This is a genomic window from Streptomyces sp. Tek67B01, from assembly GCF_055231995.1.
This window is the reverse complement of the sequence record NZ_JBUYUY010000001.1, coordinates 2,179,399-2,204,091: the sequence shown is the minus strand read 5'-3', so window position 1 is coordinate 2,204,091 and position 24,693 is coordinate 2,179,399. Positions and strand designations below refer to the sequence as shown.

Genomic DNA, 24,693 nt, shown 5'->3' with positions numbered 1-24,693 from the left:
CGGCGCGGGCGGCGAATCCGAGTGAGGGAGTGGATGTGGGGGATGTGGCGGTAGGCGCGCGGTCCGGACGCGACGAGGGTGACGAGCGGCCGGAGGACGGCGTCGAGAGCGAGACCGAGGACGGCGGTACCGGGGCGCGCCCCCAACGCTCGTTCTGGAAGGAGCTGCCGCTCCTCATCGGCATCGCCCTGCTGCTGGCCCTGCTGATCAAGACCTTCCTGGTACAGGCGTTCTCGATCCCGTCGGAGTCGATGCAGAACACCCTCCAGCGCGGCGACCGGGTGCTGGTGGACAAGCTGACCCCGTGGTTCGGCTCGGAGCCCGAGCGCGGTGAGGTCGTGGTCTTCCACGACCCCGCCAACTGGCTCGCGGGCGAGGCCACTCCGGAGCCGAACTTCGCACAGAAGGCCCTCAGCTGGATCGGTCTGATGCCGTCCGCCGAGGAGAAGGACCTGATCAAGCGGACGATCGCCATCGGCGGTGACACCGTCGAGTGCAAGCGCGGCGGACCGGTCGTCGTCAACGGCAAGCCGCTGGACGAGCCGTACATCTTCCCGGGCAACACCGCTTGCGACGACGCCCCGTTCGGTCCGATCACCGTCCCCAAGGGCAAGATCTGGGTGATGGGCGACCACCGGCAGAACTCGCAGGACTCCCGCTACCACATGCAGGACTCGACCCAGGGCTTCGTGCCGGTCAAGGACGTGGTCGGCCGGGCCGTGGTCGTCGCGTGGCCCGTCACCCGCTGGGCCACCCTCCCCGTCCCGGACACCTTCGACCAGCCGGGCATCGGCAACCAGGCCAAGGCCGCGGCCCTCGGTCTCGACGCCTCGGGACTGGCGCCGGTCGGCCTCGCGCCGGCGGCCCTGGGGCTCACCGGCGCGGTTCCGATCGTCCTGTGGCGCAGGCGGCAGCCGGCCGGCAGCCGTACCGCCGGGTAGGGTGCCGCCCAGGTCGACGATCCCGGAGTGTGGGGGCGCTGCAATGGGCGGAACACGAACAAGCGGTACACAGGTCATACGTGGTGGTGGCAATGGCCGCGGCGGTCTCGGCAACGTTTTGTCGGGAATCGCCGTGGCCATCGGCTTTGTGCTCTTCCTCGGCGGTTTCGTCTGGGGCGCGCTGACGTACCAGCCCTACACGGTGCCGACCGATTCGATGGTGCCGACCGTGCGGCCCGGTGACCGGGTCCTCGCGCAACGGATCGACGGCGACCAGGTGCGCCGTGGTGACGTGGTGATCTTCACCGACTCCGTGTGGAGCAACTCGCCCATGGTCAAGCGGGTGGTCGCGATCGGCGGCGACACCGTGAAGTGCTGCGGCGCGGGAGGAAAGCTCACCGTGAACGGCAAGGAGCTGGACGAGCCCTACCTCGACGACTCCCGCGTCACCCCGTTGGATCCGACGACGGTCCCGGTGCCCGGCGGCGCTTCCGACACCAACTTCGAGGTGAAGGTCCCCCAGGGCAACCTCTTCCTGCTCGGTGATCACCGGGCGGCCTCGCTGGACTCCCGGGCCCACCTCCAGGAGAGCGGGCAGGGCACCGTGGCCCGCTCCGCGGTCAGCGCCCGGGTCGACGCGCTGGCATGGCCGTCGATGTCGATGGTGGAGCGCCCCCGGGCATACGCCGCGCTCCCCGGCGGCACCTCCGAGCCGGGGCCCCTGCGGCTCCAGCTCGCCGCGGTCGTGGCCGGGGCCGCCCTGGTGCTGCTGGGGGCCGCCTACGGGCCCGTCACGCGGGTACTGGGACGCGGGCGCCGGCGGGAGCGCGGCGATGGCCGCTGACGAGGTCCGAAAGGTGTCCCGGGTCATCCTCTTGGACCCGCAGGACCGCATCCTGCTGCTGCACGGCTTCGAACCGGACGATCCGGCGAACGACTGGTGGTTCACCCCGGGTGGTGGGGTAGAGGGCGACGAGACGCGTGCCGAGGCCGCGCTGCGGGAACTCGCGGAGGAGACCGGCATCACGGAAGTGGAACTGGGACCGGTGCTGTGGCACCGGTACTGCGCCTTCCCTTTCGACGGGCGGCGCTGGGAGCAGGACGAGTGGTACTTCCTCGCCCGCACGACCCGGACCGCGACCGTGACGACCGGCTTCACGGAGCTGGAGCGGCGCACCGTCACGGGAGCGAGGTGGTGGACCTCCGAGGAACTTCTCTCGGCACATGAGACGGTGTACCCGACCAGACTCGCCGGGTTGCTCCGTACGCTGCTCGACGACGGTCCTCCGGGTGCGCCGGTGGTCCTGGCCCCGGAAATCGTTTAGGGGCGCGGGGCTCTGGCGCACAATAGGGGGACGCACGGCTGAAGGGGAACATGCCATGAGTGCCGAGGACCTCGAGAAGTACGAGACCGAGATGGAGCTGAAGCTCTATCGGGAGTACCGCGACGTCGTCGGTCTGTTCAAGTACGTGATCGAGACGGAACGCCGTTTCTACCTCACCAACGACTACGAGATGCAGGTGCACTCGGTCCAGGGGGAGGTCTTCTTCGAGGTCACCATGGCCGACGCGTGGGTCTGGGACATGTACCGCCCGGCCCGCTTCGTGAAACAGGTACGCGTGCTGACCTTCAAGGACGTGAACATCGAGGAGCTCAACAAGAGCGACCTCGAACTCCCCGGGAGCTGATCCGCCCGAAGACCCGGTCTCACCCGAGAGGGTGACCGGGTTTTCCACAACGCCACGGTTGTCCACCAAGATCCACAGAGGGGGCGGGGGCGCGGGATCGTCGGTGCCGGAGGTGGTGCCGGATGAACGCGAAGAGCGTGGCGCAGCAGGCATTGGGCCGGTACGGCGAGGAACTCGCGGTGCGGCGGCTCACCGAGTCCGGGATGACGGTGATCGCCCGGAACTGGCGGTGCCGGAGCGGGGAGATCGACATCGTCGCTCGGGACGGGGACTGTCTCGTCGTCTGCGAGGTGAAGACGCGCAGGGCGGGGGCCGCCGGGCAGACGGTGTTCGAGCATCCGATGGCCGCCGTCCGGGCCGGCAAGGCGGAGCGGTTGCGCCGGCTCGCAGGGCGCTGGCTGGCCGATCACGGGGGGCCGCCGCCGGGCGGAGTGCGGATCGACCTCGTCGGAATCCTGCTGCCTCGGCGCGGTGCGCCTGTGGTGGAGCACGTCAGGGGGGCGGCCTGATGGGGTTCGCGCGGGCCTGCTCGGTGGCCCTGGTGGGGGTCGAGGGCGTGGTCGTGGAGGTCCAAGCCGACCTGGAACCCGGCGTTGCGGCCTTCACCCTGGTGGGGCTGCCCGACAAGACCCTGGTCGAGAGCCGGGACCGGGTGCGGGCCGCCGTGGTCAACTCCGGCGCCGCCTGGCCGCAGAAGAAGCTCACGGTCGGACTCAGCCCGGCTTCCGTGCCCAAAGGGGGTTCGGGGTTCGATCTCGCCGTGGCCGCGGCCGTGCTGGGGGCGGCCGAGGTGGTCGAGCCGGGCGCCATCGCCGACCTGGTCCTCATCGGGGAGCTCGGGCTCGACGGCGGGGTGCGGCCGGTGCGGGGCATCCTGCCCGCCGTCCTGGCCGCGGCCGAGGCGGGGTACCGCCAGGTGGTGGTGCCACAGCAGTGCGCCGCCGAGGCGATGCTCGTCCCGGACGTCACTGTGCTCGGCGTACGCAGCCTGCGGCAGCTGATCGCCGTCCTGACCGACGGGGAGGTGCCCGAGGAGGAGGAGCGTCCGGGGGCAGGTCGGCCCGACCCGATACTGGCCGGGCTGATCGTTCCAGGGGCGGGGCTGGGTACCGGCATCGCCCGCGGCCGTGGAGCGGCGGGGGACGGCGCCGACTTCCCGGACCTCGCCGATGTCGCGGGCCAGCACGCGGCCCGCCGGGCCTTGGAGGTGGCCGCCTCCGGAGGACACCACCTCTTCCTCAGCGGGCCCCCGGGCGCGGGCAAGACGATGCTCGCCGAGCGCCTGCCCTGGCTCCTGCCGCCGCTCACCCGACAGGATTCCCTGGAGGTGACGGCCGTCCACTCGGTCGCGGGAATCCTGCCACCGGGCGAGCCGCTGCTCGCGCGGCCGCCGTACTGCGCCCCGCACCACTCCGCGACCATGCAGTCCCTGGTGGGCGGCGGGGCCGGGGTGCCCAGGCCGGGGGCGGTCTCCCTGGCCCACCGGGGCGTCCTGTTCCTGGACGAGGCCGCCGAGTTCGGCTCGAAGGCACTCGACGCGCTGCGCCAGCCCCTCGAAGCGGGGCACGTGGTGATCGCCCGGGCCGCCGGGGTGGTGAGGCTGCCGGCCCGCTTCCTGATGGTGTTGGCCGCCAATCCCTGCCCCTGCGGGCGACACACGCTCCAGGGCGCCGGCTGCGAATGCCCGCCCTCGGTGATCCGGCGCTACCAGGCGAGACTGTCCGGGCCGCTGCTCGACCGGGTCGACCTGCGCGTCGAGGTGGAGCCCGTGACCCGCTCCGACCTGCTGGGACGGGGCGGCCGGGGCGAGGCCACCGCCGTGGTCGCCGACCGGGTCCGTGAGGCCCGGGACCGGGCCGCAGCCCGGCTGGACGGCACCCCGTGGCGGCTCAATTCCGAGGTGCCGGGGCACGAGCTGCGCACCCGTTGTCAGGCGGCCCCGGGCGCGCTGGCCCAAGCCGAGCGGGACCTGGAGCGGGGGCTGCTCACGGCGCGGGGGTTGGACCGGGTACTGCGGGTCGCGTGGACCGTGGCCGACCTGCGCGGCAACGAGCGCCCCGACGCGCTGGACGTGGCCGTCGCGCTGGAGCTGCGCACCGGGATCCCACGCGGGACGATGGGGGCGATGTCGGCGATGGGGGCGGGGTCGTGAGCGCCGAACCGGAACCGGACGCCGCCGAGCCGGACGGCGGGCCGGACGCCTCCGGGACGGACGCGGGGCCCGGGGGGTGGGGAGGGGCGGGGCCGGAGCTGCCGGCGCGGGCCGCGCTGACCCGGGTGCTGGAGCCCGGCGACGAGCACGGCGGACGCTGGCTGCGCGAGTTCGGCGCCGTGGGCGTGATGCGGCTGTTGACCGGCGCCGACGCCCGCCCGGCGCTGGAGCGGCTGGTCGGGGTGGGGCCGGAGCGGCTGGCCGGATACCGCAGACGGGCCGCCCTCGCCGACCCCCGGCGCGACCTGGCGGAGGCCGCCGAGGCCGGGGTGCGGTTCCTCTGCCCCGGGTCGGCGCAGTGGCCGACCCAGCTCGACGACCTGGGCGACGCCCGGCCGGTCGGGCTGTGGCTGCGGGGTGGGGCGGACCTGCGGACCTGGGCGCTGCGCTCTGTCGCCGTGGTCGGCGCCCGCGCCTGTACCCCGTACGGGGCACACATGGCACAGACCCTGGCGGCGGGTCTCGCCGAACGCGGCTGGGTGGTGGTCTCCGGGGCGGCGTACGGGATCGACGGAGCGGCCCACCGGGGGGCCCTCGCCTCCGGCGGGGCCACGGTCGCGGTCCTGGCCTGCGGGGCGGACGTGGCCTACCCGCGCGGGCACGCCGGGCTCCTCCGCCGGATCGCCGGCCAGGGACTGGTGCTGGGTGAACTCCCGCCCGGCAGTCACCCCACCCCGAGCCGCTTCGTGTTGCGCAACCGCGTCATCGCCGCCCTCACCAGGGGCACGGTCGTCGTGGAGGCGGCCGTACGCAGCGGTTCGCTGGTCACCGCCCGCCGGGCCCGGGAGCTGGGGCGCTTCACGATGGGCGTGCCCGGCCCGGCGACCAGCGGCCTCTCGGCCGGGGTCCACGAACTGCTGCGCGACGAGGCGGTGCTCGTCACGGACGCGGCGGAGGTGGTCGAGCTGGTCGGCGGCATGGGCGAGCTGGCTCCCGAACGGCGCGGCCCGGTGCTCCCCAGGGACCTGCTGGACCCGGCCGCCGCCCGCGTACTCGAAGCCCTCCCCGCGGGCCGCTCGGCGGGACCGGAGGAGGTGGCCCTCTCCGCCGGCGCCGCCACCGATGAAGTCATCGGCAGACTGTACGAACTTCACTCTCTGGGGTTCGTCGAACGGCAGGGCGACGGCTGGCAGTTGACCGCACGCGGGCCCCGGGGAGGCACTCGAACCGGTGGCACCCGGCGAGGCGGTCATTGACCTGGGGCGTTCCGGTGAAAGAGTGACGCAGATGAGAGACGCGGTCTTCCCGAGGGCGGTTGCCGGGACCGTGCGCCGAGCGCCGGTCCCGGCCCGCCCGTGCCGGTCGGGGCGCTCCTGCGGCCCCGCGCCATCCCGTACTCTTCGCGCACCGCGACACTTCCGTCACGCTACGCTCCCAAGGAATCCGGCTCCGGCAAAGGCGAAGCATGCCCCAGCACACCTCAGGGTCTGACCGCGCTGCGGTGCCCCCCGCTGCCCGCGGCGGCAGTGTGCGGTCCACCGCGCCCTCGTCCCTGGAGGTGCTGTGGCGCTCGTACAAGGACTCGGGTGACGAGCGACTGCGGGAGCAACTGATCCTGCACTACTCGCCGCTGGTGAAGTACGTGGCCGGCCGGGTCAGCGTGGGGCTGCCGCCCAACGTCGAACAGGCCGACTTCGTCTCCTCCGGCGTGTTCGGGCTCATCGACGCCATCGAGAAGTTCGACATCGAGCGGTCCATCAAGTTCGAGACGTACGCCATCACCCGGATTCGCGGCGCGATGATCGACGAGTTGCGCGCGCTGGACTGGATCCCCCGCTCGGTCCGGCAGAAGGCGCGGGCCGTGGAGCGCGCGTACGCCACGCTGGAGGCCCAGCTGCGGCGCACCCCGACCGAACACGAGGTGGCCGGGGAGATGGGGATCGCGGTGGAGGAGCTCCACACCGTCTTCAGCCAGCTGTCGCTGGCGAACGTGGTCGCCCTGGAGGAACTGCTGCACGTCGGCGGCGAGGGCGGCGACCGGCTGTCGCTGATGGACACCCTGGAGGACCACGCCGCCGACGACCCGGTGGAGGTGGCCGAGGACCGCGAGCTGCGCAGGCTGCTGGCCCGCGCGATCAACACGCTGCCGGAGCGGGAGAAGACGGTCGTCACCCTGTACTACTACGAGGGCCTCACCCTCGCCGAGATCGGCAACGTGCTGGGCGTCACCGAGAGCCGGGTCAGTCAGATCCACACCAAGTCGGTGCTCCAGCTGCGCGCCAAGCTCGCGGACGTCGGCCGGTGACGGCGACACGGATCGGCGGCATTGACGGCCCGATCACCCGTGTGGCAAAGGCCGTTGCTCCGTAGAGTGGTCCGGTGCCAAGGATTAGAGCGGCCTCCGTGGCCGAGCACCGGTCGATGCAGCGCGGCGCCCTGTTGGACGCCGCCCGTTCCCTGCTGTCCGAAGGCGGTACGGAGGCCCTGACCTTCCCCGCCCTGGCGCAGCGCACCGGGCTGGCCCGGTCCTCCGTGTACGAGTACTTCCGCTCCCGCGCGGCGGTCGTCGAGGAGCTGTGCGCGGTGGACTTCCCCGTCTGGGCGGCCGAGATCGAGGCGGCGATGGAGGCGGCCCCGACGCCCGAGGCGAAGATCGAGGCCTACGTCCGCAGCCAGCTCGGCCTGGTCGGGGACCGGCGCCACCGGGCGGTGGTGGCGATCTCCGCCGGCGAGCTCGACGCCGCCGCGCGCGAGAAGATCCGCGCGGCCCACGGTGGGCTGGTCGCGATGATCGTGGAGGCGCTGGCAGCCCTCGGGCAGGCGGAACCGAAGCTGGCCGCGATGCTCCTGCAGGGGGTCGTGGACGCGGCGGTCCGGCGGATCGAACTCGGCGCCGCCGAGGACCCGGGCGTGGTGACCGAGGCCGCCGTCGCCATGGCCCTGCGGGGCGTACGGGGCTGACGGCCGGCGCCCCTCCACTGCCCCGCTCGTTCCCCTCAGCCGCCGGGCCGCGTCGTGGGCAGCAGTCTCGGGGTGTGGCGCGGGAGCAGCACCAGGGGATTGAGGTACGTCTCGCCGGCCAGCAGACCCCAGTGCAGACAGGGCTCCGCGCAGTGGGCGCCCTCCGTGAGCACCGCCACCACTTGGCCCGCCGCGACCTCCTCCCCCTCGGACACCAGCGGTCGGACCGGCTCGTACGTGGTGCGCAGGCCGCCAGGGAGGGTGAGGGAGAGCACCCCGCGCCCCGCGACCGGCCCGGCGTAGTACACCCGGCCCGGACCCACCGCGCGCAGCTCCGTCCCCACGGGCGCCGACAGGTCCACGCCCCGGTGCCCCGCCGCGTACGGCGTCGGCGGCGGGTCCCACCACCGCGCCACCACCAGGGGCGGGGGCAGGGGGCGCACGGCGGCGGCGGTCGTGGTGGTCGCCGGGGTCGCGGGTCCTGTGGCGGTCGCGGGGACCGCGGATGCCGGGGAGGTGAGTGCCTGGGACAGCGCCAGGACCAGTGTGAGCAGCAGTGTCGTCATGCGGAACAGCGTCCCGCGCGTCCGGGACGCGCCGCCCGGGCCTGTGGACAACCCGGACGGTGTGGACAAGCGCGTCACCCGGCATACCGCCGGGTCCCGTACACTTCTTGTGGCGATCCGGGTCACCGGGTCGACTTCGCACGCCCCAGCACCGGCTCGTCAGACCAGGTGAGAGCGTCTCTCGGTCCCCTTCCTCGGGGGCAGGGCGCGGCGGGGCGTCAGGAACCAAACCGAGAAAACAAGGAGATGGCCATGGCCGTCGTAACGATGCGGGAGCTGCTGGAAAGCGGCGTCCACTTCGGTCACCAGACCCGTCGCTGGAACCCGAAGATGAAGCGCTTCATCTTCACCGAGCGCAACGGCATCTACATCATCGACCTGCTCCAGTCGCTGTCGTACATCGACCGCGCCTACGAGTTCGTGAAGGAGACCGTCGCGCACGGTGGCTCCATCATGTTCGTCGGTACCAAGAAGCAGGCGCAGGAGGCCATCGCCGAGCAGGCGACGCGCGTCGGCATGCCGTACGTCAACCAGCGTTGGCTCGGTGGCATGCTCACCAACTTCTCCACCGTCTACAAGCGCCTCCAGCGCCTGAAGGAGCTTGAGGCGATCGACTTCGAGGACGTCGCCGCCTCGGGTCTCACCAAGAAGGAGCTCCTGGTCCTCTCCCGCGAGAAGATCAAGCTGGAGAAGACCCTCGGTGGTATCCGCGAGATGTCGAAGGTCCCCAGCGCCGTCTGGATCGTCGACACCAAGAAGGAGCACATCGCCGTCGGTGAGGCGCGCAAGCTCCACATCCCGGTCGTCGCGATCCTCGACACCAACTGCGACCCCGACGAGGTCGACTACAAGATCCCGGGCAACGACGACGCGATCCGTTCCGTCACCCTGCTCACCCGCGTGATCGCCGACGCCGTCGCCGAGGGCCTCATCGCCCGCTCCGGTGCCGCGACCGGTGACTCGAAGCCGGGCGAGAAGGCCGCCGCCGAGCCGCTCGCGGAGTGGGAGCGCGACCTGCTCGAGGGCGAGAAGAAGGCCGACGAGCCCGCCGAGGCCGCTTCGGCCGAGGCCGCTTCGGCCGAGGCCGCTGTCGAGGCTCCGGCCGCTGACGCCGAGGCTGCTGTCGAGGCTCCGGCCGCCGACGCCGAGGCCGCTGTCGAGGCTCCGGCCGCCGACGCCGAGCAGGCCTGACCCACTGAGAGCGCCCGGCGTTCACGCGCCGGGCACTCACAGCACGGACGATGACGGCGGGGGAGCCGCGCCACAAGCGCGACTCCTCCGCCGCTCACCCTGGATCTACGACTTCGAGAGAGAATCCAAGACTCATGGCGAACTACACCGCCGCTGACGTCAAGAAGCTCCGCGAGCTCACCGGCGCCGGCATGCTGGACTGCAAGAACGCGCTCGTCGAGGCCGACGGCGACGTCGAGAAGGCCAACGAGATCCTGCGCGTCAAGGGCCTCAAGGGCGTTGCCAAGCGTGAGGGTCGCTCCGCCGAGAACGGCGCCGTCGCCTCCCTGATCGCCGACGACAACACCTCCGGCGTTCTGGTCGAGCTCAAGTGCGAGACCGACTTCGTCGCGAAGAGCCCGAAGTTCCTCGCCGTCGCCGACGAGCTGGCCCAGCACGTGGCCGCCACCAAGCCGGCGGACATCGAGGCGCTGCTCGCCTCCGAGATCAAGCCCGGCCAGACCGTCCAGGCGTTCGTGGACGAGGCCAACGCCAACCTCGGCGAGAAGATCGTCCTGGACCGCTTCGCGCAGTACCAGGGTGCCTTCGTCTCCGCGTACATGCACCGCACCATGCCCGACCTGCCCCCGCAGATCGGTGTCCTGGTCGAGCTGGACAAGGCCGACGCCGACCTGGCCAAGGGCATCGCCCAGCACATCGCCGCCTTCGCGCCGAAGTACCTCTCCAAGGAGGACGTCCCGGCCGAGGTCGTCGAGAGCGAGCGTCGCGTCGCCGAGGAGACCACCCGCGCGGAGGGCAAGCCCGAGGCCGCCCTGCCGAAGATCGTCGAGGGTCGCGTGAACGGCTTCTTCAAGGAAGCCACGCTGCTCGGCCAGCCGTACGCGCTGGACAACAAGAAGTCCGTCCAGAAGGTCCTGGACGAGGCCGGTGTCACCCTGGTGCGCTTCAGCCGCATCAAGGTCGGCATCTGAGTCCGTCCGTACGCGACGGACACCGGACCCCGGTAGGGTCTGAAGCAGTCGTCAGCGCTCGCGCAGGGCGACCGCAGATCTGACGAGGAGGCCATTGCCGTAGAGGGAACCGCGAGGACCCACCGGCAATGGCCTTCTTCGTATGTGCACGAGGAGATCCCATGAATCAGGGCGTGGACCCCCACACCGCTTCCGACGACAAGAGCGACCACGACAAGAAGGGCCGCCGCTTCATGCTGAAGCTGTCGGGCGAGGCCTTCTCCGGCGGCGGCGGGCTGGGCGTCGACCCTGACGTCGTGCACGCCATCGCGCGTGAGATCGCTGCCGTGGTCCGTGACGGCGCGGAGATCGCGATCGTCATCGGCGGCGGCAACTTCTTCCGCGGCGCCGAGCTCCAGCAGCGCGGCATGGACCGTGCCCGTTCCGACTACATGGGCATGCTCGGCACGGTCATGAACTGCCTCGCCCTCCAGGACTTCCTGGAGAAGGAGGGCATCGACAGCCGCGTCCAGACCGCCATCACGATGGGCCAGGTCGCGGAACCGTACATCCCGCTGCGCGCCGTGCGGCACCTGGAGAAGGGCCGCGTCGTCATCTTCGGCGCCGGCATGGGCATGCCCTACTTCTCCACCGACACCACGGCCGCCCAGCGCGCCCTGGAGATCGACGCGGAGGCCCTGCTCATGGGCAAGAACGGCGTCGACGGGGTCTACGACTCCGACCCGAAGACCAACCCGGACGCGGTGAAGTTCGACGCGCTGGAGTACGGCGAGGTGCTGTCCCGGGACCTCAAGGTCGCCGACGCCACCGCCATCACGCTGTGCCGCGACAACCGGCTGCCGATCCTGGTCTTCGAGCTCCTCGCCGAGGGCAATATCGCCCGGGCCGTCAAGGGTGAGAAGATCGGCACGCTCGTGAGCGACCAGGGCACCAGGGTCTGATCCCCCGCCGTCGGGCCCGCGCCCACAGCGGACCGGCCGGGCCGGTCCGCCCCGCCTGAACCATCCATATCTGACATGCAGGAGCACGTGGTGATCGAAGAAATCCTCCTCGAGGCCGAGGAGAAGATGGAGAAGGCCGTCGTCGTCGCCAAGGAAGACTTCGCCGCGATTCGCACGGGCCGTGCGCACCCGGCGATGTTCAACAAGATCGTGGCGGACTACTACGGTGCCATCACGCCCATCAACCAGCTCGCCTCCTTCGCGGTGCCCGAGCCGCGCATGGCCGTCGTGACGCCGTTCGACTCGTCCGCGCTGCGCAACATCGAGCAGGCCATCCGCGACTCCGACCTCGGCGTCAACCCGAGCAACGACGGTCGCATCATCCGGGTGACCTTCCCCGAGCTGACGCAGGAGCGCCGCAAGGAGTACGTCAAGGTCGCGCGCACCAAGGCCGAGGACTCCAAGGTCTCGATCCGCTCCATCCGCCGCAAGGCGAAGGACGCCCTCGACAAGCTCGTCAAGGACAAGGAGTCCGGCGAGGACGAGGTCCGCCGCGCGGAGAAGGAGCTCGACGACACCACCGCGAAGTACGTCACGCAGGTGGACGAGCTGCTCAAGCACAAGGAAGCCGAGCTCCTCGAAGTCTGATGAACGACTCTTCCTGGCAGCCGGAGCCCGTTCCGGCGGGTCCCGCATACGATGCGCAGGTGGGCCCTCAGACTCGGCCCATGCCCATCGTGCCCGATGCCGCCGGCCGTGACTTCGACGACCGGGAAGCACGCGATCGGGGGGTCGCCGCCGACAGCGGCCCCCTCTTCCGCGCCGAGACGCCGCCGCAGGAGCCCATGCCCAGCCCCCCGCCCCCGCCTGCACCCCAGGACGCCTCCCCGCCGCCGAAGAAGCGTGCGGGGCGGGACCTGCGGGCCGCCATAGGGGTCGGCGTCGGCCTCGGAGCAGTGATCTTCGCATCGCTCTTCATCGTCAAGGCCGTGTTCGTCGGCGTCATCGTCGTCGCGGTCGTCGTCGGCCTGTGGGAGCTCACCTCCCGGCTCCAGGAGAAGAAGGGCATCAAGGCGCCGCTCGTCCCGCTCGCGGTCGGCGGCGCCGCCATGGTCATCGCCGGTTACGTCCGGGGGGCCGAGGGCGCCTGGGTGGCGATGGCGCTGACCGCCCTGGCGGTGCTGGTCTGGCGGATGACCGAGCCGCCCGAGGACTACCTCAAGGACGTCACGGCGGGCGTGTTCGCCGCCTTCTACGTGCCCTTCCTCGCGACCTTCGTGGCCATGCTGCTCACCGCCGACGACGGGCCCCAGCGGGTCGTCACCTTCCTGCTGCTGACCGTGGTCAGCGACACGGGGGCGTACGCGGTGGGCTGGCGCTTCGGCAAGACCAAGCTCGCTCCCCGCATCAGCCCCGGCAAGACCCGTGAGGGGCTGGTCGGCGCGGTGGCCTTCGCGATGGCGGCCGGTGCGCTGTGCATGGAGTTCCTCATCGACGACGGCGTCTGGTGGCAGGGCCTGCTGCTGGGCCTGGCCGTCGCGGTCAGCGCCACCCTGGGCGACCTCGGCGAGTCGATGATCAAGCGGGACCTGGGCATCAAGGACATGGGCACCCTGCTCCCCGGCCACGGCGGCATCATGGACCGGCTCGACTCGCTGCTGCCGACCGCCCCGGTGGTGTGGCTGCTGCTCGCCGCGTTCGTCGGCACCGGCTGACAACGGCCCCGGGGGTTCCGGCCCGCGGGCGGTTCATCGGGGAAGCCCCCGCTGAGCTGGGGCGACGTACATGAGAAGGCTCCGGGTCGGTCCGGGCGGTTACTCTTGGAAGGCGCGCTGCTTCTGCGGCGCGCCTTTCGTCTTACAAGGAGTACCCGCCATGGCCCGCCCCGTTCCGGGAGAGCTCACTTTCGTCGCCCCTCGCGGGGCGAAGAAGCCGCCCCGGCACCTCGCCGACATGACCCCGGCCGAACGCCGCGAGGCGGTCGCCGCGATCGGCGAGAAGCCGTTCCGGGCCAAGCAGCTCTCGCAGCACTACTTCGCGCGTTACGCGCACGACCCCGCCGAGTGGACCGACATCCCGGCGGGCTCCCGGGAGAAGCTCCAGCAGGAGCTGCTGCCCGACCTGATGAACGTCGTACGGCACATCTCGTGCGACGACGACACCACCCGCAAGACCCTGTGGAAGCTGCACGACGGCACCCTCGTCGAGTCCGTGCTGATGCGCTATCCCGACCGGGTCACCATGTGCATCTCCTCCCAGGCCGGCTGCGGGATGAACTGCCCGTTCTGCGCCACCGGCCAGGCCGGGCTGGACCGGAACCTGTCGACCGCCGAGATCGTGCACCAGATCGTCGACGGCATGCGCGCCCTGCGCGACGGCGAGGTCCCCGGTGGACCGGCCCGACTGTCGAACATCGTCTTCATGGGCATGGGCGAGCCGCTGGCCAACTACAACCGCGTCGTCGGCGCGATCCGCCGGCTGACCGACCCCGAGCCCGACGGCCTGGGCCTGTCGCAGCGCGGGATCACCGTCTCCACCGTCGGCCTGGTCCCGGCCATGCTGCGCTTCGCCGACGAGGGCTTCAAGTGCCGCCTCGCCGTCTCGCTGCACGCGCCCGACGACGAGCTGCGCGACACCCTGGTGCCGGTGAACACCCGCTGGAAGGTGCGCGAGGTGCTGGACGCGGCGTGGGAGTACGCCGAGAAGTCCGGCCGTCGCGTCTCGATCGAGTACGCCCTGATCCGTGACATCAACGACCAGGCCTGGCGCGGTGATCTCCTGGGCAGGCTGCTCAAGGGCAAGCGCGTCCACGTCAACCTCATCCCGCTGAACCCGACGCCCGGCTCGAAGTGGACCGCCTCGCGGCCCGAGGACGAGAAGGCGTTCGTCGAGGCGATCGCCCGGCACGGCGTGCCGGTGACCGTACGCGACACCCGCGGCCAGGAGATCGACGGCGCCTGCGGCCAGCTGGCCGCGTCGGAGCGATAAGCCGCGCCGGCGTGCTCGTTCGCCGAGCGAGACCCGGGCTCCGTCGGCCCTGACGGGGTTCGGTGGACTCTCCTGGGGGCCGGATCGGCCACGGGGTACCCTGTGGCCGAACCAATTGCATATTCCGACAGGGGAGCGCCACAGCGCTGAGAGTGCGGTATCCGTCATCCGCAGACCCTCTGAACCTCGCCCCGGTCATTCGGGGTAGGAAGTTCGGTCATTCACTCAAGCTGTTGCGCCCTGCCCGGCGACCGCTCGCATGGAGCGCCGGGCAGGGCCGCGTCTTCTCCTGGACATCCCAGGAGGAATTCACCAGTGAGCACCACCAAGAAGTTCGCGGGCGCCCTGCTCGTGACCGCGTTGGGCGTCACGACGCTCAGTGCCTGCGGCGGCGACGCCAAGGACAAGCCCGCGGCCGGCGCGAGCGACGCGCCGAAGTCCAAGACCGTCACCCTCGTCTCCCACGACTCCTTCGCCGTGAGCGAGCCGGTCCTCAAGGAGTTCGAGCAGCAGAGCGGCTACACCGTCAAGGTGCTGAAGTCCGGGGACGCCGGTGCCGCCCTCAACCAGGAGATCCTCACCAAGGGCTCGCCGCGCGGTGATGTCTTCTTCGGCGTGGACAACACGCTCCTCTCCCGCGCCCTCGACAACGGCATCTTCACGCCCTACGAGGCCAAGAACCTCGGCGAGGTCAAGCCCGAGTACGTGCTCGACAAGCAGCACCGGGTCACCCCGGTGGACTCCGGTGACATCTGCGTCAACTACGACAAGCAGTATTTCGCGGACAAGAAGCTCGCCCCGCCGCAGACGCTGGACGACCTGATCAAGCCCGAGTACAAGAACCTGCTGGTCACCGAGAACGCCGCGACCTCCTCGCCCGGCCTCGGCTTCCTCCTCGCCTCCGTCGGCAAGTACGGCGACGAGGGCTGGAAGGACTACTGGAGCAAGCTGAAGGCCAACGGCGTCGAGGTCGTCGACGGCTGGGAGCAGGCCTACAACGAGCGGTTCTCCGGCTCCGCCGGCGGCAAGAAGGCCAAGGGCGACCGGCCGCTGGTCGTCTCCTACGCCTCCTCCCCGCCGGTCGAGGTCCTCTACGCCGAGCCCCAGCCGGCCGAGGCGCCGACGGGTGTGTCCACCGGCACCTGCTTCCGCCAGGTCGAGTTCGCCGGCCTGCTCAAGGGCGCGAAGAACGAGGCCGGCGGCAAGGCGCTCCTCGACTTCCTGGTGAGCAAGAAGTTCCAGGAGGACATGCCGCTCCAGATGTTCGTGAACCCGGTGGTCAAGGACGCCAAGCTGCCGGAGCTGTTCACGAAGCACGGCGTGGTGATCGACAAGCCGGAGAACGTCGCGCCGGACGCCATCGCCAAGAACCGTGAGCAGTGGGTCAAGGCATGGTCCTCGCTCGTCGTGAAGTAGCACGCCGGAGCGCTGCCGACGCTCCTGCTCCCACTCCCGCTCCGGCTCCCGCGGGACGGGAGCGGGAGCGCGGGCGGGCCACGGCCGTCCGGCTCGCCCTGATGGCCGTCCCGCTCGTCTTCTTCGGGTTGTTCTTCGCCTATCCCGTCGCCGCGATCGTCGGGCGCGGGTTCAAGACGGACGCGGGCTGGCAGTTCGGGCGGTTCGGCGAGGTGCTCGCCCGGCCCGACATCGCCGACGTGCTGTGGTTCACGACCTGGCAGGCGCTCGCCTCGACGGCGCTCACGCTGCTGATCGCGCTTCCCGGCGCGTACGTCTTCGCCCGCTTCGAGTTCCCGGGCAAGGGGCTGCTGCGCGCGGTGGTCACGGTTCCGTTCGTGCTGCCGACGGTGGTGGTCGGTACGGCCTTCCTCGCGCTGGTCGGCCGGGGCGGGCTGCTGGACGAACTGTGGGGGGTCCGGCTCGACACCACCGTCTGGGCGATCCTGCTCGCGCACGTCTTCTTCAACTACGCCGTCGTCGTGCGGACGGTCGGCGGGCTCTGGGCGCAGCTCGACCCACGGCAGGAGGAGGCCGCCCGGGTGTTGGGCGCCGGACGGTTCGCGGCATGGCGGCGGGTGACGCTGCCCGCGTTGGCCCCGGCGGTGGCAGCGGCCGCGCTGATGGTGTTCCTGTTCACCTTCTCCTCCTTCGGCGTCGTACAGATCCTGGGCGGCCCTTCGTACTCCACCCTGGAGGTGGAGGTCTACCGGCAGACCGCGCAGCTGCTGGACCTGCCGACGGCCGCCGTGCTGACCATGGTCCAGTTCGTCGCGATGGGGCTCGTCCTGGCCGTGCACGCCCGGACCGTACGTCGACGGGAGACGGCCCTGAGGCTGGTGGACCCCGCGGGGACCGCGCACCGGCCGCACCGGCCCGGGCAGCGCGCGTTGCTGGCCGGGGTACTGCTGTCGGTCGCGCTGTTGATCGTGCTGCCGCTCGGCGTGCTGGTGGAGCGTTCGCTCGACGCCCCCGGCGGATACGGGCTCGGCTTCTACCGGGCGCTGGAGGAGGCCGGGTCGGGGACGTTCCTGGTCCCGCCGCTGGAGTCGATCGGGAACTCCCTGGAGTACGCGTTGGCCGCGACGGCCATCGCGCTGCTGGTCGGAGGGCTCGCGGCGGCCGCGCTCACCAGGCGCGGGGGGCGGTTCGTGCGCGGGTTCGACGCGCTGCTGATGCTGCCGCTCGGAGTGTCGGCGGTGACTGTGGGCTTCGGATTCCTGATCACCCTGGACGAGCCGCCGCTGGACCTGCGGACCTCGTGGATCCTGGTGCCGCTCGCGCAGGCGCTGGTGGGTGTCCCGTTCGTCGTACGGACCATGCTGCCCGTGCTGCGGGCGGTGGACGGGCGGCTGCGGGAGGCGGCCGCGGTGCTCGGCGCGTCGCCGTGGCGGGCATGGCGGGAGGTGGACCTGCCGCTGGTGCGGCGGGCGCTGCTGATCGCGGCCGGTTTCGCCTTCGCCGTGTCGTTGGGCGAGTTCGGGGCGACCGTCTTCATCGCGCGGCCGGACCGCCCGACGCTGCCGGTGGCCGTGGCGCGGCTGCTGGGGCGGGCGGGCGAGATGAACTACGGGCAGGCGATGGCCCTGAGCACGATCTTGATGCTGGTGTGCGCGGTGTCCCTGCTCGTCCTGGAGCGACTGCGGCCCGACAAGACTTCGGGAGAGTTCTGATGACGTTGCTCCGGTTGGAAGGGGTGTCGGTCCGGTTCGGCGGGCGGGCCGCCGTGGACGCCGTGGATCTGGAGGTCGCCGAGCACGAGACCGTGTGCGTGCTGGGGCCCAGCGGCAGCGGGAAGTCCACGCTGCTGCGGGTGGTGGCCGGGCTCCAGCCGGTGTCGGGAGGGCGCGTGCTGTTGGGCGAAGCGGACCAGGCCGGGGTGCCGGTGCACCGGCGCGGGGTGGGCCTGATGTTCCAGGACCACCAACTGTTCCCGCACCGGGACGTGGGCGGGAACGTCGCCTTCGGGCTGCGGATGCGGGGCGTCGCGCGGGGTTCTCGCGGGCCCCGGGTCGCGGAGCTGCTGGAGCTGGTCGGCTTGCCAGGGGCGCAGGGCCGGGCGGTGGCCTCGTTGTCCGGGGGCGAGCAGCAGCGGGTGGCGCTGGCCCGGGCGCTGGCGCCGTCCCCGCGACTGCTGATGCTCGACGAGCCGCTGGGACAGCTGGACCGGGGGCTGCGGGAGCGGTTGGTGGTCGAGCTGCGGGCGCTGTTCGCCCGGTTGGGGACGACCGTGCTCGCCGTGACCCACGACCAGGGGGAGGCCTTCGCACTGGCCGACCGGGTGGTGGTGATGCGGGACGGGCGGATCGCGCAGGCCGGGACGCCGCTGGAGGTGTGGCGGCGGCCGGCGTCGGAGTTCGTCGCGCGGTTCCTGGGCTTTGAGAACGTGACCCCCGCCGTGGTGTCCGGCGGGGTCGCGGCCACCGAGTGGGGCAAGGTCCCGGTCCCGGCCGGGGCTCCCGAGGGGCCGCGGCGACTGCTGATCCGCCCCGCCGGGGTGACTCTGGGCGCGGACGGGCTCCGCTGCGAGGTGGTGTCCCGCACCTTCCGGGGGACGCACGTCGCGTTGCTGCTGCGGCCCGAGGCGGGGCCGGTGCTGGAGTCCGAGTGCGGGCTGGAAGGCGCCCCGAGGGTGGGGGACCGCGTGGCGGTGTCCTTCACGCCCTCGGAGGTGGTGGTCCTGCCGCCGGAGTAGGCCGGCACCGCTCGGCCGCTTGCGAGCCGGCGGGTCAGCAGGCCGGCGGGATCAGCGGGACGCCGGGACCGGGTCGGGGTTCGGGGCCGCCTCGGGTTCGGATGCGTCGTGGTTGCCGTACCAGGCCACCGCGACCGCCCCCGTCACCGCCAGGACGAAGCCCAGGACCGCCAGCCAGGCGAGGCCGGGGCGGGAGGCGTCGCCCAGCCACAGCACGCCGATCGCCCCGGGCAACACCGTCTCGCCGACCACCAGCGCGGCCGTGGCCCCGTTCACCGACCCGATCTGCAGCGCGACCGTGTGCAGGTACATGCCGCCGACGCCCGCGAGGACGATCGCGTACAGGGCCGGGTCGCAGAGGAGCCCGCCGAGCGAAAACGGCTCGATCCCGTTCAGGACGCGTACGCCGACGCCCAGCGCGCCGAAGGCCAGGCCCGACAGCAGGCCCGCCAGGATCGCGGCGCGCGCGCCGAGGAAACGTACGGCCACCGTGCCGCCCACGATGATCAGCAGCGTGACGGCCAGCAGCCACCAGTGCGTGGCCATCGCCGCGTGGTGCCCGCCCTCGTGGCCGGCGGCCGTCGCCAGCAGTACCAGCGCCGCGCAGACCACCCCGATGGAGGTCCACTCCTTGCGCGAGAGCCGGATGCCCAGCAGCCTCACGCTCAGCACGGCCGTGACCACCAGGTTGGCGCTGATCACCGTCTGGGACAGGAACAGCGGCAGCAGCCGCGCCGCCAGCGCGCCCAGACCGAAGCCCACGAAGTCCAGGATCGTGCCGACGATGAACTCCCAGGTCATCGCCGCCTTCGCGGTCGAGGACAGGTTCGGGCCGCCGTGCGCGGTCACCCCGGCGGCGGCCGGGGACAGCCGGGCCGCCCGGCGGGAGCCGACGGCTTGCAGGACGGAGCCCGTTCCGTAGCAGAGGGACGCCGCGATGGCGGTCAGCAATCCTATGAGCACCGGGGGCTCCGTTCACGTCTGGCAGATTTTGCGGTGTGATTACCTAAGGCAGACGTACGGAGCGCCCCGGAAGTTGCCTGTCCCGGTCAGCTCATCGCGGCGAGCGCAGCCGGGACCTCGGTCACCGACTCGACCAGCGCGATCCGCGACTCCATGCCGCGGTCGCGCGCCAGCGCCCGGAGCAGGGGCCAGGCCGGCAGCCGCTCCGTCCAGTGCCGCCGGTCGACCAGGACCATCGGCGTCGGCTCGCCCCGCGAGGCGTAGTAGTTCGGCGTCGCGTTGTCGAAGATCTCCTGCACCGTCCCGGCCGCTCCCGGCAGGAACACCACGCCGGCGTTCGACCGCGCGAGCAGCCCGTCCTCGCGGGTGGCGTTGGCGAAGTACTTCGCGACGTGGCCCGCGAACGCGTTCGGCGGCTCGTGCCCGTAGAACCAGGTCGGGATGCCCACCGAGTCGCCGCCCGCGGGCCAGCGCTCGCGCACGGCGAAGGCGGCCCGCGCCCAGTCGGACACCGACGGGACGAAGGACGGGGCATTGGCCATCAATTCCAGGGCCTCGCCGAGGGCCCCGTCGGGGGCCGGGGCCAGATAGGCGCCGAGGTTGGCCGCTTCCATCGCGCCCGGACCACCGCCGGTGGCGACGGTCAGCCCGGACCTGGCCAGTGTGCGGCCGAGTTCGGCCGCGCCCCGGTAGTCGGCGGCGCCGCGGATCATCGCGTGTCCGCCCATCACGCCGACCACCCGGGCGCCGTCGAGGTGCTCGTCGAGGGCGTCGGATATCGCGTCGTCGTGGATGGAGCGGAGCATCGAGGAGAAGACGTCGCCGTCGGACTTCGTTTCCTGGAACCAGGCGTACGCCTGCGCGTCCGGGGTCGCCTCGTAGCCCGCCGGCAGTCCGGTGAACAGCTCGTCGGCCGAGTACAGCAGGCTGCGGTACGGGTTGAACGGCAGGTCCGGAACCGGTGGGAAGACCAGGGCGCCGTCGGCACGCACCTTCGCCGCGGCGTCCGGCTCCATCGCGCAGCCCAGGAAGACGGCGGCCGAGGTGTCGGCGGACAGCAGGGCGAAGGTCCGCTCCAGCAGGTTGACCGACTGGACCCGGTAGCCGCTCAGTGAGCCCCGGGCGACGACCTGGTCGAATTCGGCGAGCGTCTCGATCTCGATGTCTGCGTTGACCATTCGGCCCACCCTAAGGGCTGCACCGATCAGCGGGTCAGCGCGAGCGACGTCAGTTGTGCCACACCCCAGCTCAGCGGTACGCACACCACCACCAGCGCGGAAGCCCGCATGGTGGCGGCCGTCCGCAGGACCGTGCCCGGCGCGCCGAGGGCGGTCAGGGTGCCGCGGGTGGCTGCCCGGGCCTGGCGGGACTCCACCGCCGATGTGAGAAGTGTCGCGGCCGCGCACAGCGCCACGAGCAGCGCGGCGGACCCGGTCAGCGGACCGAGCGGAGCGAAGACCGTGCCCCGTTCGCGCAGGGCCGGCGTCGTGAGTGCGGCCGCCCCGACCGCGCAGAGCACACCGAGGGGGCGGCCCAGCCGAGGGGCTTCCTCCTGGAGCGCCCGCCCCGCGAGCAGGCGCAGCGCGCCCGGGCGGACGGCCAGTACGAGGGTCCCGCAGGCGTACGCCAGGCCGGGACCGGCGAGGGCGAGCCCGAGCGCGATCAGCGCCCACCCGGCCGGCAGCGCGGGGCCGCTTCGGCCGGTGGAGGCCTGGAGGGCGAGCCCGCACGCGCACACCGCGACCCCCCAGGGCACCCCCGTCTGCGGCGGCAGTCCGGCCGGCGCCGCGCGCGGGCGCAGGACGAGGGCCGTGGCGGCGGAGGCGGCGAGCGGGACGAGGGCCAGCAGGGTGAGCGCCGCCGCCAGGGGGAGCGGCTGCTCGGCGTGGAGCAGCGCGGAGCCGGCCCCGTCGAAGGGCAGTCCGGCGAGGTCGCCCCGCAGGTGGAGGAAGAGGGCGAGGGCCAAGGCGCTGCCCAGGGTGCAGGCGACGGAGGTGGAGACGGCCGCGGCCAGGGTGAGCCGTACGGGGCCCAGCCCGGCGGCGTCCATCCCTTCCCGGGGCCGGGTCGCGGGGTCGGTCCGGGCGACGGCCACCGCGAACTGGACGGTGGCGGCGAGCGGGACGAGCGCCCACAGCAGCCGAGGGAACGATCCGGCGGGTCGGGCGGTCGCCTCCGCGAGGACGTAGAGGAGCAGGAACCCGGCGCCGGCCGAGGCGGCGGCGACGAGGAGCCGGCGCAGCTGGACCAGCGGCCGGGAGCCGCGGACTAGGCGGAGAGGGAGCACGCGGCCTGGTCCTCCGTCGTCTCGGCGGGACCGGACGGGGCGACGGCCGCGGCCGTACGGCCGTCGAGCAGGGCGAATCGGCGGTCGGCGACGGCCGCGCTCTCCTCGTCGTGGGTGGCGAGCAGGACGGTGATCTCGTGCGAGCGGGCCGCGGTGGTCAGCGTCCGCAGCAGCAGCGCCCGTTCGGCGCGGTGCAGCGGGGCCGTCGGCTCGTCGGCGAAGATCACGGCGGGTTCGTGGACCAGGGCCCTGGCCAGGGAGACGCGCTGCGACTCGGCGCGGGTCAGCGCGCCCGGCCGCTTGCGGGCGAAGGCGCCGATGTCGAGCCGCTCCAGCCATTCGCAGGCGGTGTGCTTGGCGGCGCGGTGCGAGGCGCCGGAGATCAGCAGGGGCAGCGCGACGTTCTCCCACACCTTGAGCTCGGGCAGCAGATGCGGCTCGGGGCCGATCCAGCCGAACCGGTCGCGGCGCAGCCGTTCGCGGGCCAGGGCTCCCATGGTGTGCACGGGCACGCTGTTGAACCAGACCTCGCCCTGCTCCGGCTTGAGCGAGCCGGCCAGACAGCGCAGCAGCGTGGTCTTGCCACTCCCGCGCGGGCCGGTCAGGGCCAGGATCTCGCCCTGGCGGACGCCGACGGAGACGCCGATCAGGCCGGGCGAGCCATCGTGGGAGTAGTGCAGGGACCGTGCCCAAAGGACGTCATTGTCAAGCGGGGCATCGTCTGCGGGAGCCACCATGGGTACACCTCCGTCCGAGGGAACGAAGCGGAGCCCCTTCGGTCACTGGCGCCGCAAGGAGATGTAAAGAGACGAACGCCCCGGATGGTGACAGCACACGGCCCGGACCCCCGCGTTCTCACTCGAACGGGCGATCCGGGCCGTGTGGTTCGGACGATTTACTGCCCGGCCGGGGCCGGTGGCAGCGTTGCTTACAGCTTGGTCCACGCCTCGGTGAGCACCGAGCGCAGGATGCCCTCGATCTCGTCGAAGGTGCCCTGGTCCGCGGTCAGCGGCGGGGCCAGCTGGATGACCGGGTCGCCACGGTCGTCGGCGCGGCAGTACAGGCCGTTGTCGAAGAGCGCCTTGGAGAGGAAGCCGTAGAGCACGCGCTCGGTCTCCTCGTCCGTGAAGGACTCCTTGGTGACCTTGTCCTTGACGAGCTCGATGCCGTAGAAGTAGCCGTTGCCGCGGACGTCGCCGACGATCGGCAGGTCGTGCAGCTTCTGCAGCGTCGACAGGAAGGCGCCCTCGTTGTCCAGCACGTGCTGGTTGAGGCCTTCCTTGTCGAAGATGTCGAGGTTGGCGAGCGCGACCGCCGAGGAGACCGGGTGGCCGCCGAAGGTGTAGCCGTGCAGGAAGGTGTTGTCACCCTTGTAGAACGGCTCGGCGATGCGGTCCGAGATGATGCAGGCACCGATCGGGGAGTAGCCCGAGGTCATGCCCTTGGCGCAGGTGATCATGTCCGGCACGTAGTCGAACTTGTCACAGGCGAACATCGTGCCGAGGCGGCCGAAGGCGCAGATCGTCTCGTCGGAGACGAGCAGCACGTCGTACTCGTCGCAGATCTCGCGGACCCGCTGGAAGTATCCGGGCGGCGGCGGGAAGCAGCCACCGGCGTTCTGCACCGGCTCCAGGAAGACGGCGGCGACGGTGTCGGCGCCCTCGAACAGGATCTCCTGCTCGATCTGGTCGGCGCACCAGCGGCCGAAGGCCTCCGGGTCGTCACCGTAGATCGGGGCGCGGTAGATGTTGGTGTTCGGCACCTTGTGCGCGCCGGGGACCAGCGGCTCGAAGGGGGCCTTCAGGGCCGGCAGGCCGGTGATGGACAGGGCGCCCTGCGGGGTGCCGTGGTAGGCGACCGCACGCGAGATGACCTTGTACTTGGTGTGCTTGCCCCGCAGCTTGAAGTACTGCTTGGCCAGCTTCCACGCGGTCTCGACGGCCTCGCCGCCACCGGTGGTGAAGAAGACCTTGTTCAGGTCGCCGGGGGCGTAGCCGGCGAGACGCTCGGCGAGCTCGACGGCCTGCGGGTGTGCGTACGACCAGATGGGGAAGAACGCGAGCTGCTGCGCCTGCTTGTAGGCGACCTCGGCCAGTTCCTTGCGGCCGTGACCGGCGTTGACCACGAACAGTCCGGCGAGACCGTCCAGGTAGCGCTTGCCCTTGTCGTCGAAGATGTAAGTGCCCTCACCCCGCACGATGGTGGGGACGGGGGAGTTCTCGTACGACGACATGCGGGTGAAGTGCATCCACAGGTGGTCGTACGCGGTCTTGGAGAGGTCTTGGCTCACGGGCTATCGGGTTCCCCACATGTAGGTCTGCTTCTTCAGCTTCAGGTAAACGAAGCTTTCGGTTGAGCGCACGCCGGGGAGCGCGCGGATCTTCTTGTTGATCGTCTCCAGCAGGTGGTCGTCGTCCTCACAGACGATCTCCACCATCAGGTCGAAGGAGCCCGCGGTCATCACCACGTACTCGCATTCGGCCATCGAGGTCAGTGCGTCGGCCACCGGGTCGAGGTCTCCCTCGACGTTGATGCCGACCATGGCCTGGCGTCGCAGGCCCACGGTGAGCGGGTCGGTGACGGCGACGATCTGCATGACGCCCTGGTCGAGCAGCTTCTGTACGCGTTGGCGTACGGCTGCCTCCGACAGGCCGACGGCCTTGCCGATCGCTGCGTAGGGACGGCGACCGTCCTCTTGCAGTTGCTCGATGATCGCCAGGGACACAGCATCGACCGAAGGGGACGGTTGTCTGTTCCTGGAATCTGCGCTTCGACTGACCACGACCTCACTGTGCACGAGGAGTCGTCGGTTCCGCAACCCGTAACCGATGTAATTCGTTGTCTTGACTCTCGGATTGCACGGATTTCGCAGCTCGTGGCATCCGGCTCTGTC

25 protein-coding genes are annotated in these 24,693 nt (G+C 71.5%); 18 read left to right on the top strand and 7 right to left on the bottom strand.

The features are described from left to right. The first annotated feature begins 35 nt into the window (after positions 1-35). From lepB (ACV7NM_RS09685) to ACV7NM_RS09645, 9 genes are all read left to right on the top strand, one after another. A complete protein-coding gene (lepB, locus tag ACV7NM_RS09685) occupies positions 36-941 on the top strand; it encodes a signal peptidase I (protein ID WP_463409924.1) in 906 nt (301 codons plus the stop codon). 43 nt (positions 942-984) lie between these two features. Next, positions 985-1,785, top strand: a complete 801-nt coding sequence (gene lepB, locus ACV7NM_RS09680) for a signal peptidase I (protein WP_463409923.1) — start codon at positions 985-987, stop codon at positions 1,783-1,785. Continuing rightward, on the top strand, positions 1,775-2,266 hold the full coding sequence (locus ACV7NM_RS09675) for an NUDIX hydrolase (RefSeq protein WP_463409922.1): 492 nt from the start codon (positions 1,775-1,777) through the stop codon (positions 2,264-2,266). The genes lepB (ACV7NM_RS09680) and ACV7NM_RS09675 overlap by 11 nt, the downstream gene beginning before the upstream one ends. A 55-nt stretch (positions 2,267-2,321) precedes the next feature. Continuing rightward, the gene (locus ACV7NM_RS09670) at positions 2,322-2,630 is read left to right on the top strand and encodes a DUF2469 domain-containing protein (protein WP_006139554.1); all 309 of its coding nucleotides are present in this window, start codon (positions 2,322-2,324) and stop codon (positions 2,628-2,630) included. A gap of 122 nt (positions 2,631-2,752) precedes the next feature. Further along, complete coding sequence (locus ACV7NM_RS09665; RefSeq protein ID WP_463409921.1) at positions 2,753-3,139, top strand: YraN family protein; 387 nt, start codon at positions 2,753-2,755, stop codon at positions 3,137-3,139. Then, positions 3,139-4,782, top strand: coding sequence for a YifB family Mg chelatase-like AAA ATPase (locus ACV7NM_RS09660; RefSeq protein WP_463409920.1), 1,644 nt, complete (start codon positions 3,139-3,141; stop codon positions 4,780-4,782). The genes ACV7NM_RS09665 and ACV7NM_RS09660 overlap by 1 nt, the downstream gene beginning before the upstream one ends. Next, positions 4,779-6,038, top strand: coding sequence for a DNA-processing protein DprA (dprA, locus tag ACV7NM_RS09655; RefSeq protein ID WP_463409919.1), 1,260 nt, complete (start codon positions 4,779-4,781; stop codon positions 6,036-6,038). The genes ACV7NM_RS09660 and dprA overlap by 4 nt, the downstream gene beginning before the upstream one ends. Positions 6,039-6,247: 209 nt before the next feature. Beyond that, positions 6,248-7,087 (top strand): RNA polymerase sigma factor WhiG, encoded by an 840-nt coding sequence (whiG, locus tag ACV7NM_RS09650; RefSeq protein WP_463409918.1) that lies wholly within the window; start codon positions 6,248-6,250, stop codon positions 7,085-7,087. Positions 7,088-7,203: 116 nt separating this feature from the next. Next, positions 7,204-7,743 (top strand): TetR/AcrR family transcriptional regulator, encoded by a 540-nt coding sequence (locus tag ACV7NM_RS09645; RefSeq protein WP_168714036.1) that lies wholly within the window; start codon positions 7,204-7,206, stop codon positions 7,741-7,743. A 35-nt stretch (positions 7,744-7,778) separates the two neighbouring features. Here the strand turns inward: ACV7NM_RS09645 and ACV7NM_RS09640 are convergent, their stop codons facing one another. Next, the gene (locus ACV7NM_RS09640) at positions 7,779-8,309 is read right to left on the bottom strand and encodes a M23 family metallopeptidase (protein WP_463409917.1); all 531 of its coding nucleotides are present in this window, start codon (positions 8,307-8,309) and stop codon (positions 7,779-7,781) included. Positions 8,310-8,561: 252 nt separating this feature from the next. Between ACV7NM_RS09640 and rpsB the strand changes: the two genes are divergently transcribed. From rpsB to ACV7NM_RS09595, 9 genes are all read left to right on the top strand, one after another. Then, the gene (gene rpsB / locus ACV7NM_RS09635) at positions 8,562-9,500 is read left to right on the top strand and encodes a 30S ribosomal protein S2 (RefSeq protein WP_463409916.1); all 939 of its coding nucleotides are present in this window, start codon (positions 8,562-8,564) and stop codon (positions 9,498-9,500) included. Positions 9,501-9,634: 134 nt separating this feature from the next. Continuing rightward, on the top strand, positions 9,635-10,471 hold the full coding sequence (gene tsf, locus ACV7NM_RS09630) for a translation elongation factor Ts (protein WP_463409915.1): 837 nt from the start codon (positions 9,635-9,637) through the stop codon (positions 10,469-10,471). Positions 10,472-10,632: 161 nt separating this feature from the next. Continuing rightward, positions 10,633-11,412: a UMP kinase gene (gene pyrH, locus ACV7NM_RS09625; protein ID WP_463409914.1), complete on the top strand. Its 780-nt coding sequence runs from the start codon at positions 10,633-10,635 to the stop codon at positions 11,410-11,412. Between the two features lie 90 nt (positions 11,413-11,502). Then, positions 11,503-12,060, top strand: coding sequence for a ribosome recycling factor (frr, locus tag ACV7NM_RS09620; RefSeq protein WP_329198704.1), 558 nt, complete (start codon positions 11,503-11,505; stop codon positions 12,058-12,060). Then, positions 12,060-13,127, top strand: coding sequence for a phosphatidate cytidylyltransferase (locus ACV7NM_RS09615; protein WP_463409913.1), 1,068 nt, complete (start codon positions 12,060-12,062; stop codon positions 13,125-13,127). The genes frr and ACV7NM_RS09615 overlap by 1 nt, the downstream gene beginning before the upstream one ends. 160 nt (positions 13,128-13,287) lie before the next feature. Next, entirely contained in the window at positions 13,288-14,400 is a 1,113-nt protein-coding gene (gene rlmN, locus ACV7NM_RS09610) for a dual-specificity RNA methyltransferase RlmN (RefSeq protein WP_463409912.1), read from the top strand. Positions 14,401-14,715: 315 nt separating this feature from the next. Next, on the top strand, positions 14,716-15,816 hold the full coding sequence (locus ACV7NM_RS09605) for a thiamine ABC transporter substrate-binding protein (RefSeq protein WP_463409911.1): 1,101 nt from the start codon (positions 14,716-14,718) through the stop codon (positions 15,814-15,816). A 101-nt stretch (positions 15,817-15,917) separates the two neighbouring features. Beyond that, positions 15,918-17,528 (top strand): ABC transporter permease, encoded by a 1,611-nt coding sequence (locus ACV7NM_RS09600; protein WP_463409910.1) that lies wholly within the window; start codon positions 15,918-15,920, stop codon positions 17,526-17,528. Then, on the top strand, positions 17,528-18,550 hold the full coding sequence (locus tag ACV7NM_RS09595) for an ABC transporter ATP-binding protein (protein WP_463409909.1): 1,023 nt from the start codon (positions 17,528-17,530) through the stop codon (positions 18,548-18,550). The genes ACV7NM_RS09600 and ACV7NM_RS09595 overlap by 1 nt, the downstream gene beginning before the upstream one ends. Before the next feature lie 51 nt (positions 18,551-18,601). Here the strand turns inward: ACV7NM_RS09595 and ACV7NM_RS09590 are convergent, their stop codons facing one another. From ACV7NM_RS09590 to ACV7NM_RS09565, 6 genes are all read right to left on the bottom strand, one after another. Beyond that, entirely contained in the window at positions 18,602-19,513 is a 912-nt protein-coding gene (locus tag ACV7NM_RS09590; protein WP_463409908.1) for a DMT family protein, read from the bottom strand. Positions 19,514-19,599: 86 nt separating this feature from the next. After that, positions 19,600-20,691, bottom strand: a complete 1,092-nt coding sequence (locus ACV7NM_RS09585; RefSeq protein ID WP_463409907.1) for an LOG family protein — start codon at positions 20,689-20,691, stop codon at positions 19,600-19,602. Between the two features lie 26 nt (positions 20,692-20,717). Beyond that, positions 20,718-21,800 (bottom strand): hypothetical protein, encoded by a 1,083-nt coding sequence (locus ACV7NM_RS09580; protein ID WP_463409906.1) that lies wholly within the window; start codon positions 21,798-21,800, stop codon positions 20,718-20,720. Next, positions 21,782-22,537 (bottom strand): ABC transporter ATP-binding protein, encoded by a 756-nt coding sequence (locus tag ACV7NM_RS09575; protein ID WP_463409905.1) that lies wholly within the window; start codon positions 22,535-22,537, stop codon positions 21,782-21,784. Before ACV7NM_RS09575 ends, ACV7NM_RS09580 begins: the two co-directional genes overlap by 19 nt. Positions 22,538-22,728: 191 nt before the next feature. After that, a complete protein-coding gene (locus tag ACV7NM_RS09570; RefSeq protein WP_463409904.1) occupies positions 22,729-24,090 on the bottom strand; it encodes an aspartate aminotransferase family protein in 1,362 nt (453 codons plus the stop codon). 3 nt (positions 24,091-24,093) lie between these two features. Beyond that, positions 24,094-24,597 (bottom strand): Lrp/AsnC family transcriptional regulator, encoded by a 504-nt coding sequence (locus ACV7NM_RS09565; protein ID WP_053675186.1) that lies wholly within the window; start codon positions 24,595-24,597, stop codon positions 24,094-24,096. Between the last annotated feature and the right edge of the window lie 96 nt (positions 24,598-24,693).

What these genes read in the sequence shown, in the direction of transcription:
- ACV7NM_RS09595 (WP_463409909.1), top strand. Translation starts at nt 17,528, where the DNA reads ATGACGTTGCTCCGGTTGGAAGGGGTGTCGGTCCGGTTCGGCGGGCGG.
- ACV7NM_RS09665 (WP_463409921.1), top strand. Translation starts at nt 2,753, where the DNA reads ATGAACGCGAAGAGCGTGGCGCAGCAGGCATTGGGCCGGTACGGCGAG.
- ACV7NM_RS09640 (WP_463409917.1), bottom strand. Translation starts at nt 8,309, where the DNA reads ATGACGACACTGCTGCTCACACTGGTCCTGGCGCTGTCCCAGGCACTC.
- ACV7NM_RS09615 (WP_463409913.1), top strand. Translation starts at nt 12,060, where the DNA reads ATGAACGACTCTTCCTGGCAGCCGGAGCCCGTTCCGGCGGGTCCCGCA.
- ACV7NM_RS09670 (WP_006139554.1), top strand. Translation starts at nt 2,322, where the DNA reads ATGAGTGCCGAGGACCTCGAGAAGTACGAGACCGAGATGGAGCTGAAG.
- whiG (WP_463409918.1), top strand. Translation starts at nt 6,248, where the DNA reads ATGCCCCAGCACACCTCAGGGTCTGACCGCGCTGCGGTGCCCCCCGCT.
- lepB (WP_463409923.1), top strand. Translation starts at nt 985, where the DNA reads ATGGGCGGAACACGAACAAGCGGTACACAGGTCATACGTGGTGGTGGC.
- pyrH (WP_463409914.1), top strand. Translation starts at nt 10,633, where the DNA reads ATGAATCAGGGCGTGGACCCCCACACCGCTTCCGACGACAAGAGCGAC.
- rlmN (WP_463409912.1), top strand. Translation starts at nt 13,288, where the DNA reads ATGGCCCGCCCCGTTCCGGGAGAGCTCACTTTCGTCGCCCCTCGCGGG.
- ACV7NM_RS09645 (WP_168714036.1), top strand. Translation starts at nt 7,204, where the DNA reads ATGCAGCGCGGCGCCCTGTTGGACGCCGCCCGTTCCCTGCTGTCCGAA.
- ACV7NM_RS09585 (WP_463409907.1), bottom strand. Translation starts at nt 20,691, where the DNA reads ATGGTCAACGCAGACATCGAGATCGAGACGCTCGCCGAATTCGACCAG.
- ACV7NM_RS09575 (WP_463409905.1), bottom strand. Translation starts at nt 22,537, where the DNA reads ATGGTGGCTCCCGCAGACGATGCCCCGCTTGACAATGACGTCCTTTGG.
- ACV7NM_RS09660 (WP_463409920.1), top strand. Translation starts at nt 3,139, where the DNA reads ATGGGGTTCGCGCGGGCCTGCTCGGTGGCCCTGGTGGGGGTCGAGGGC.
- rpsB (WP_463409916.1), top strand. Translation starts at nt 8,562, where the DNA reads ATGGCCGTCGTAACGATGCGGGAGCTGCTGGAAAGCGGCGTCCACTTC.
- ACV7NM_RS09600 (WP_463409910.1), top strand. Translation starts at nt 15,918, where the DNA reads ATGGCCGTCCCGCTCGTCTTCTTCGGGTTGTTCTTCGCCTATCCCGTC.
- ACV7NM_RS09675 (WP_463409922.1), top strand. Translation starts at nt 1,775, where the DNA reads ATGGCCGCTGACGAGGTCCGAAAGGTGTCCCGGGTCATCCTCTTGGAC.
- tsf (WP_463409915.1), top strand. Translation starts at nt 9,635, where the DNA reads ATGGCGAACTACACCGCCGCTGACGTCAAGAAGCTCCGCGAGCTCACC.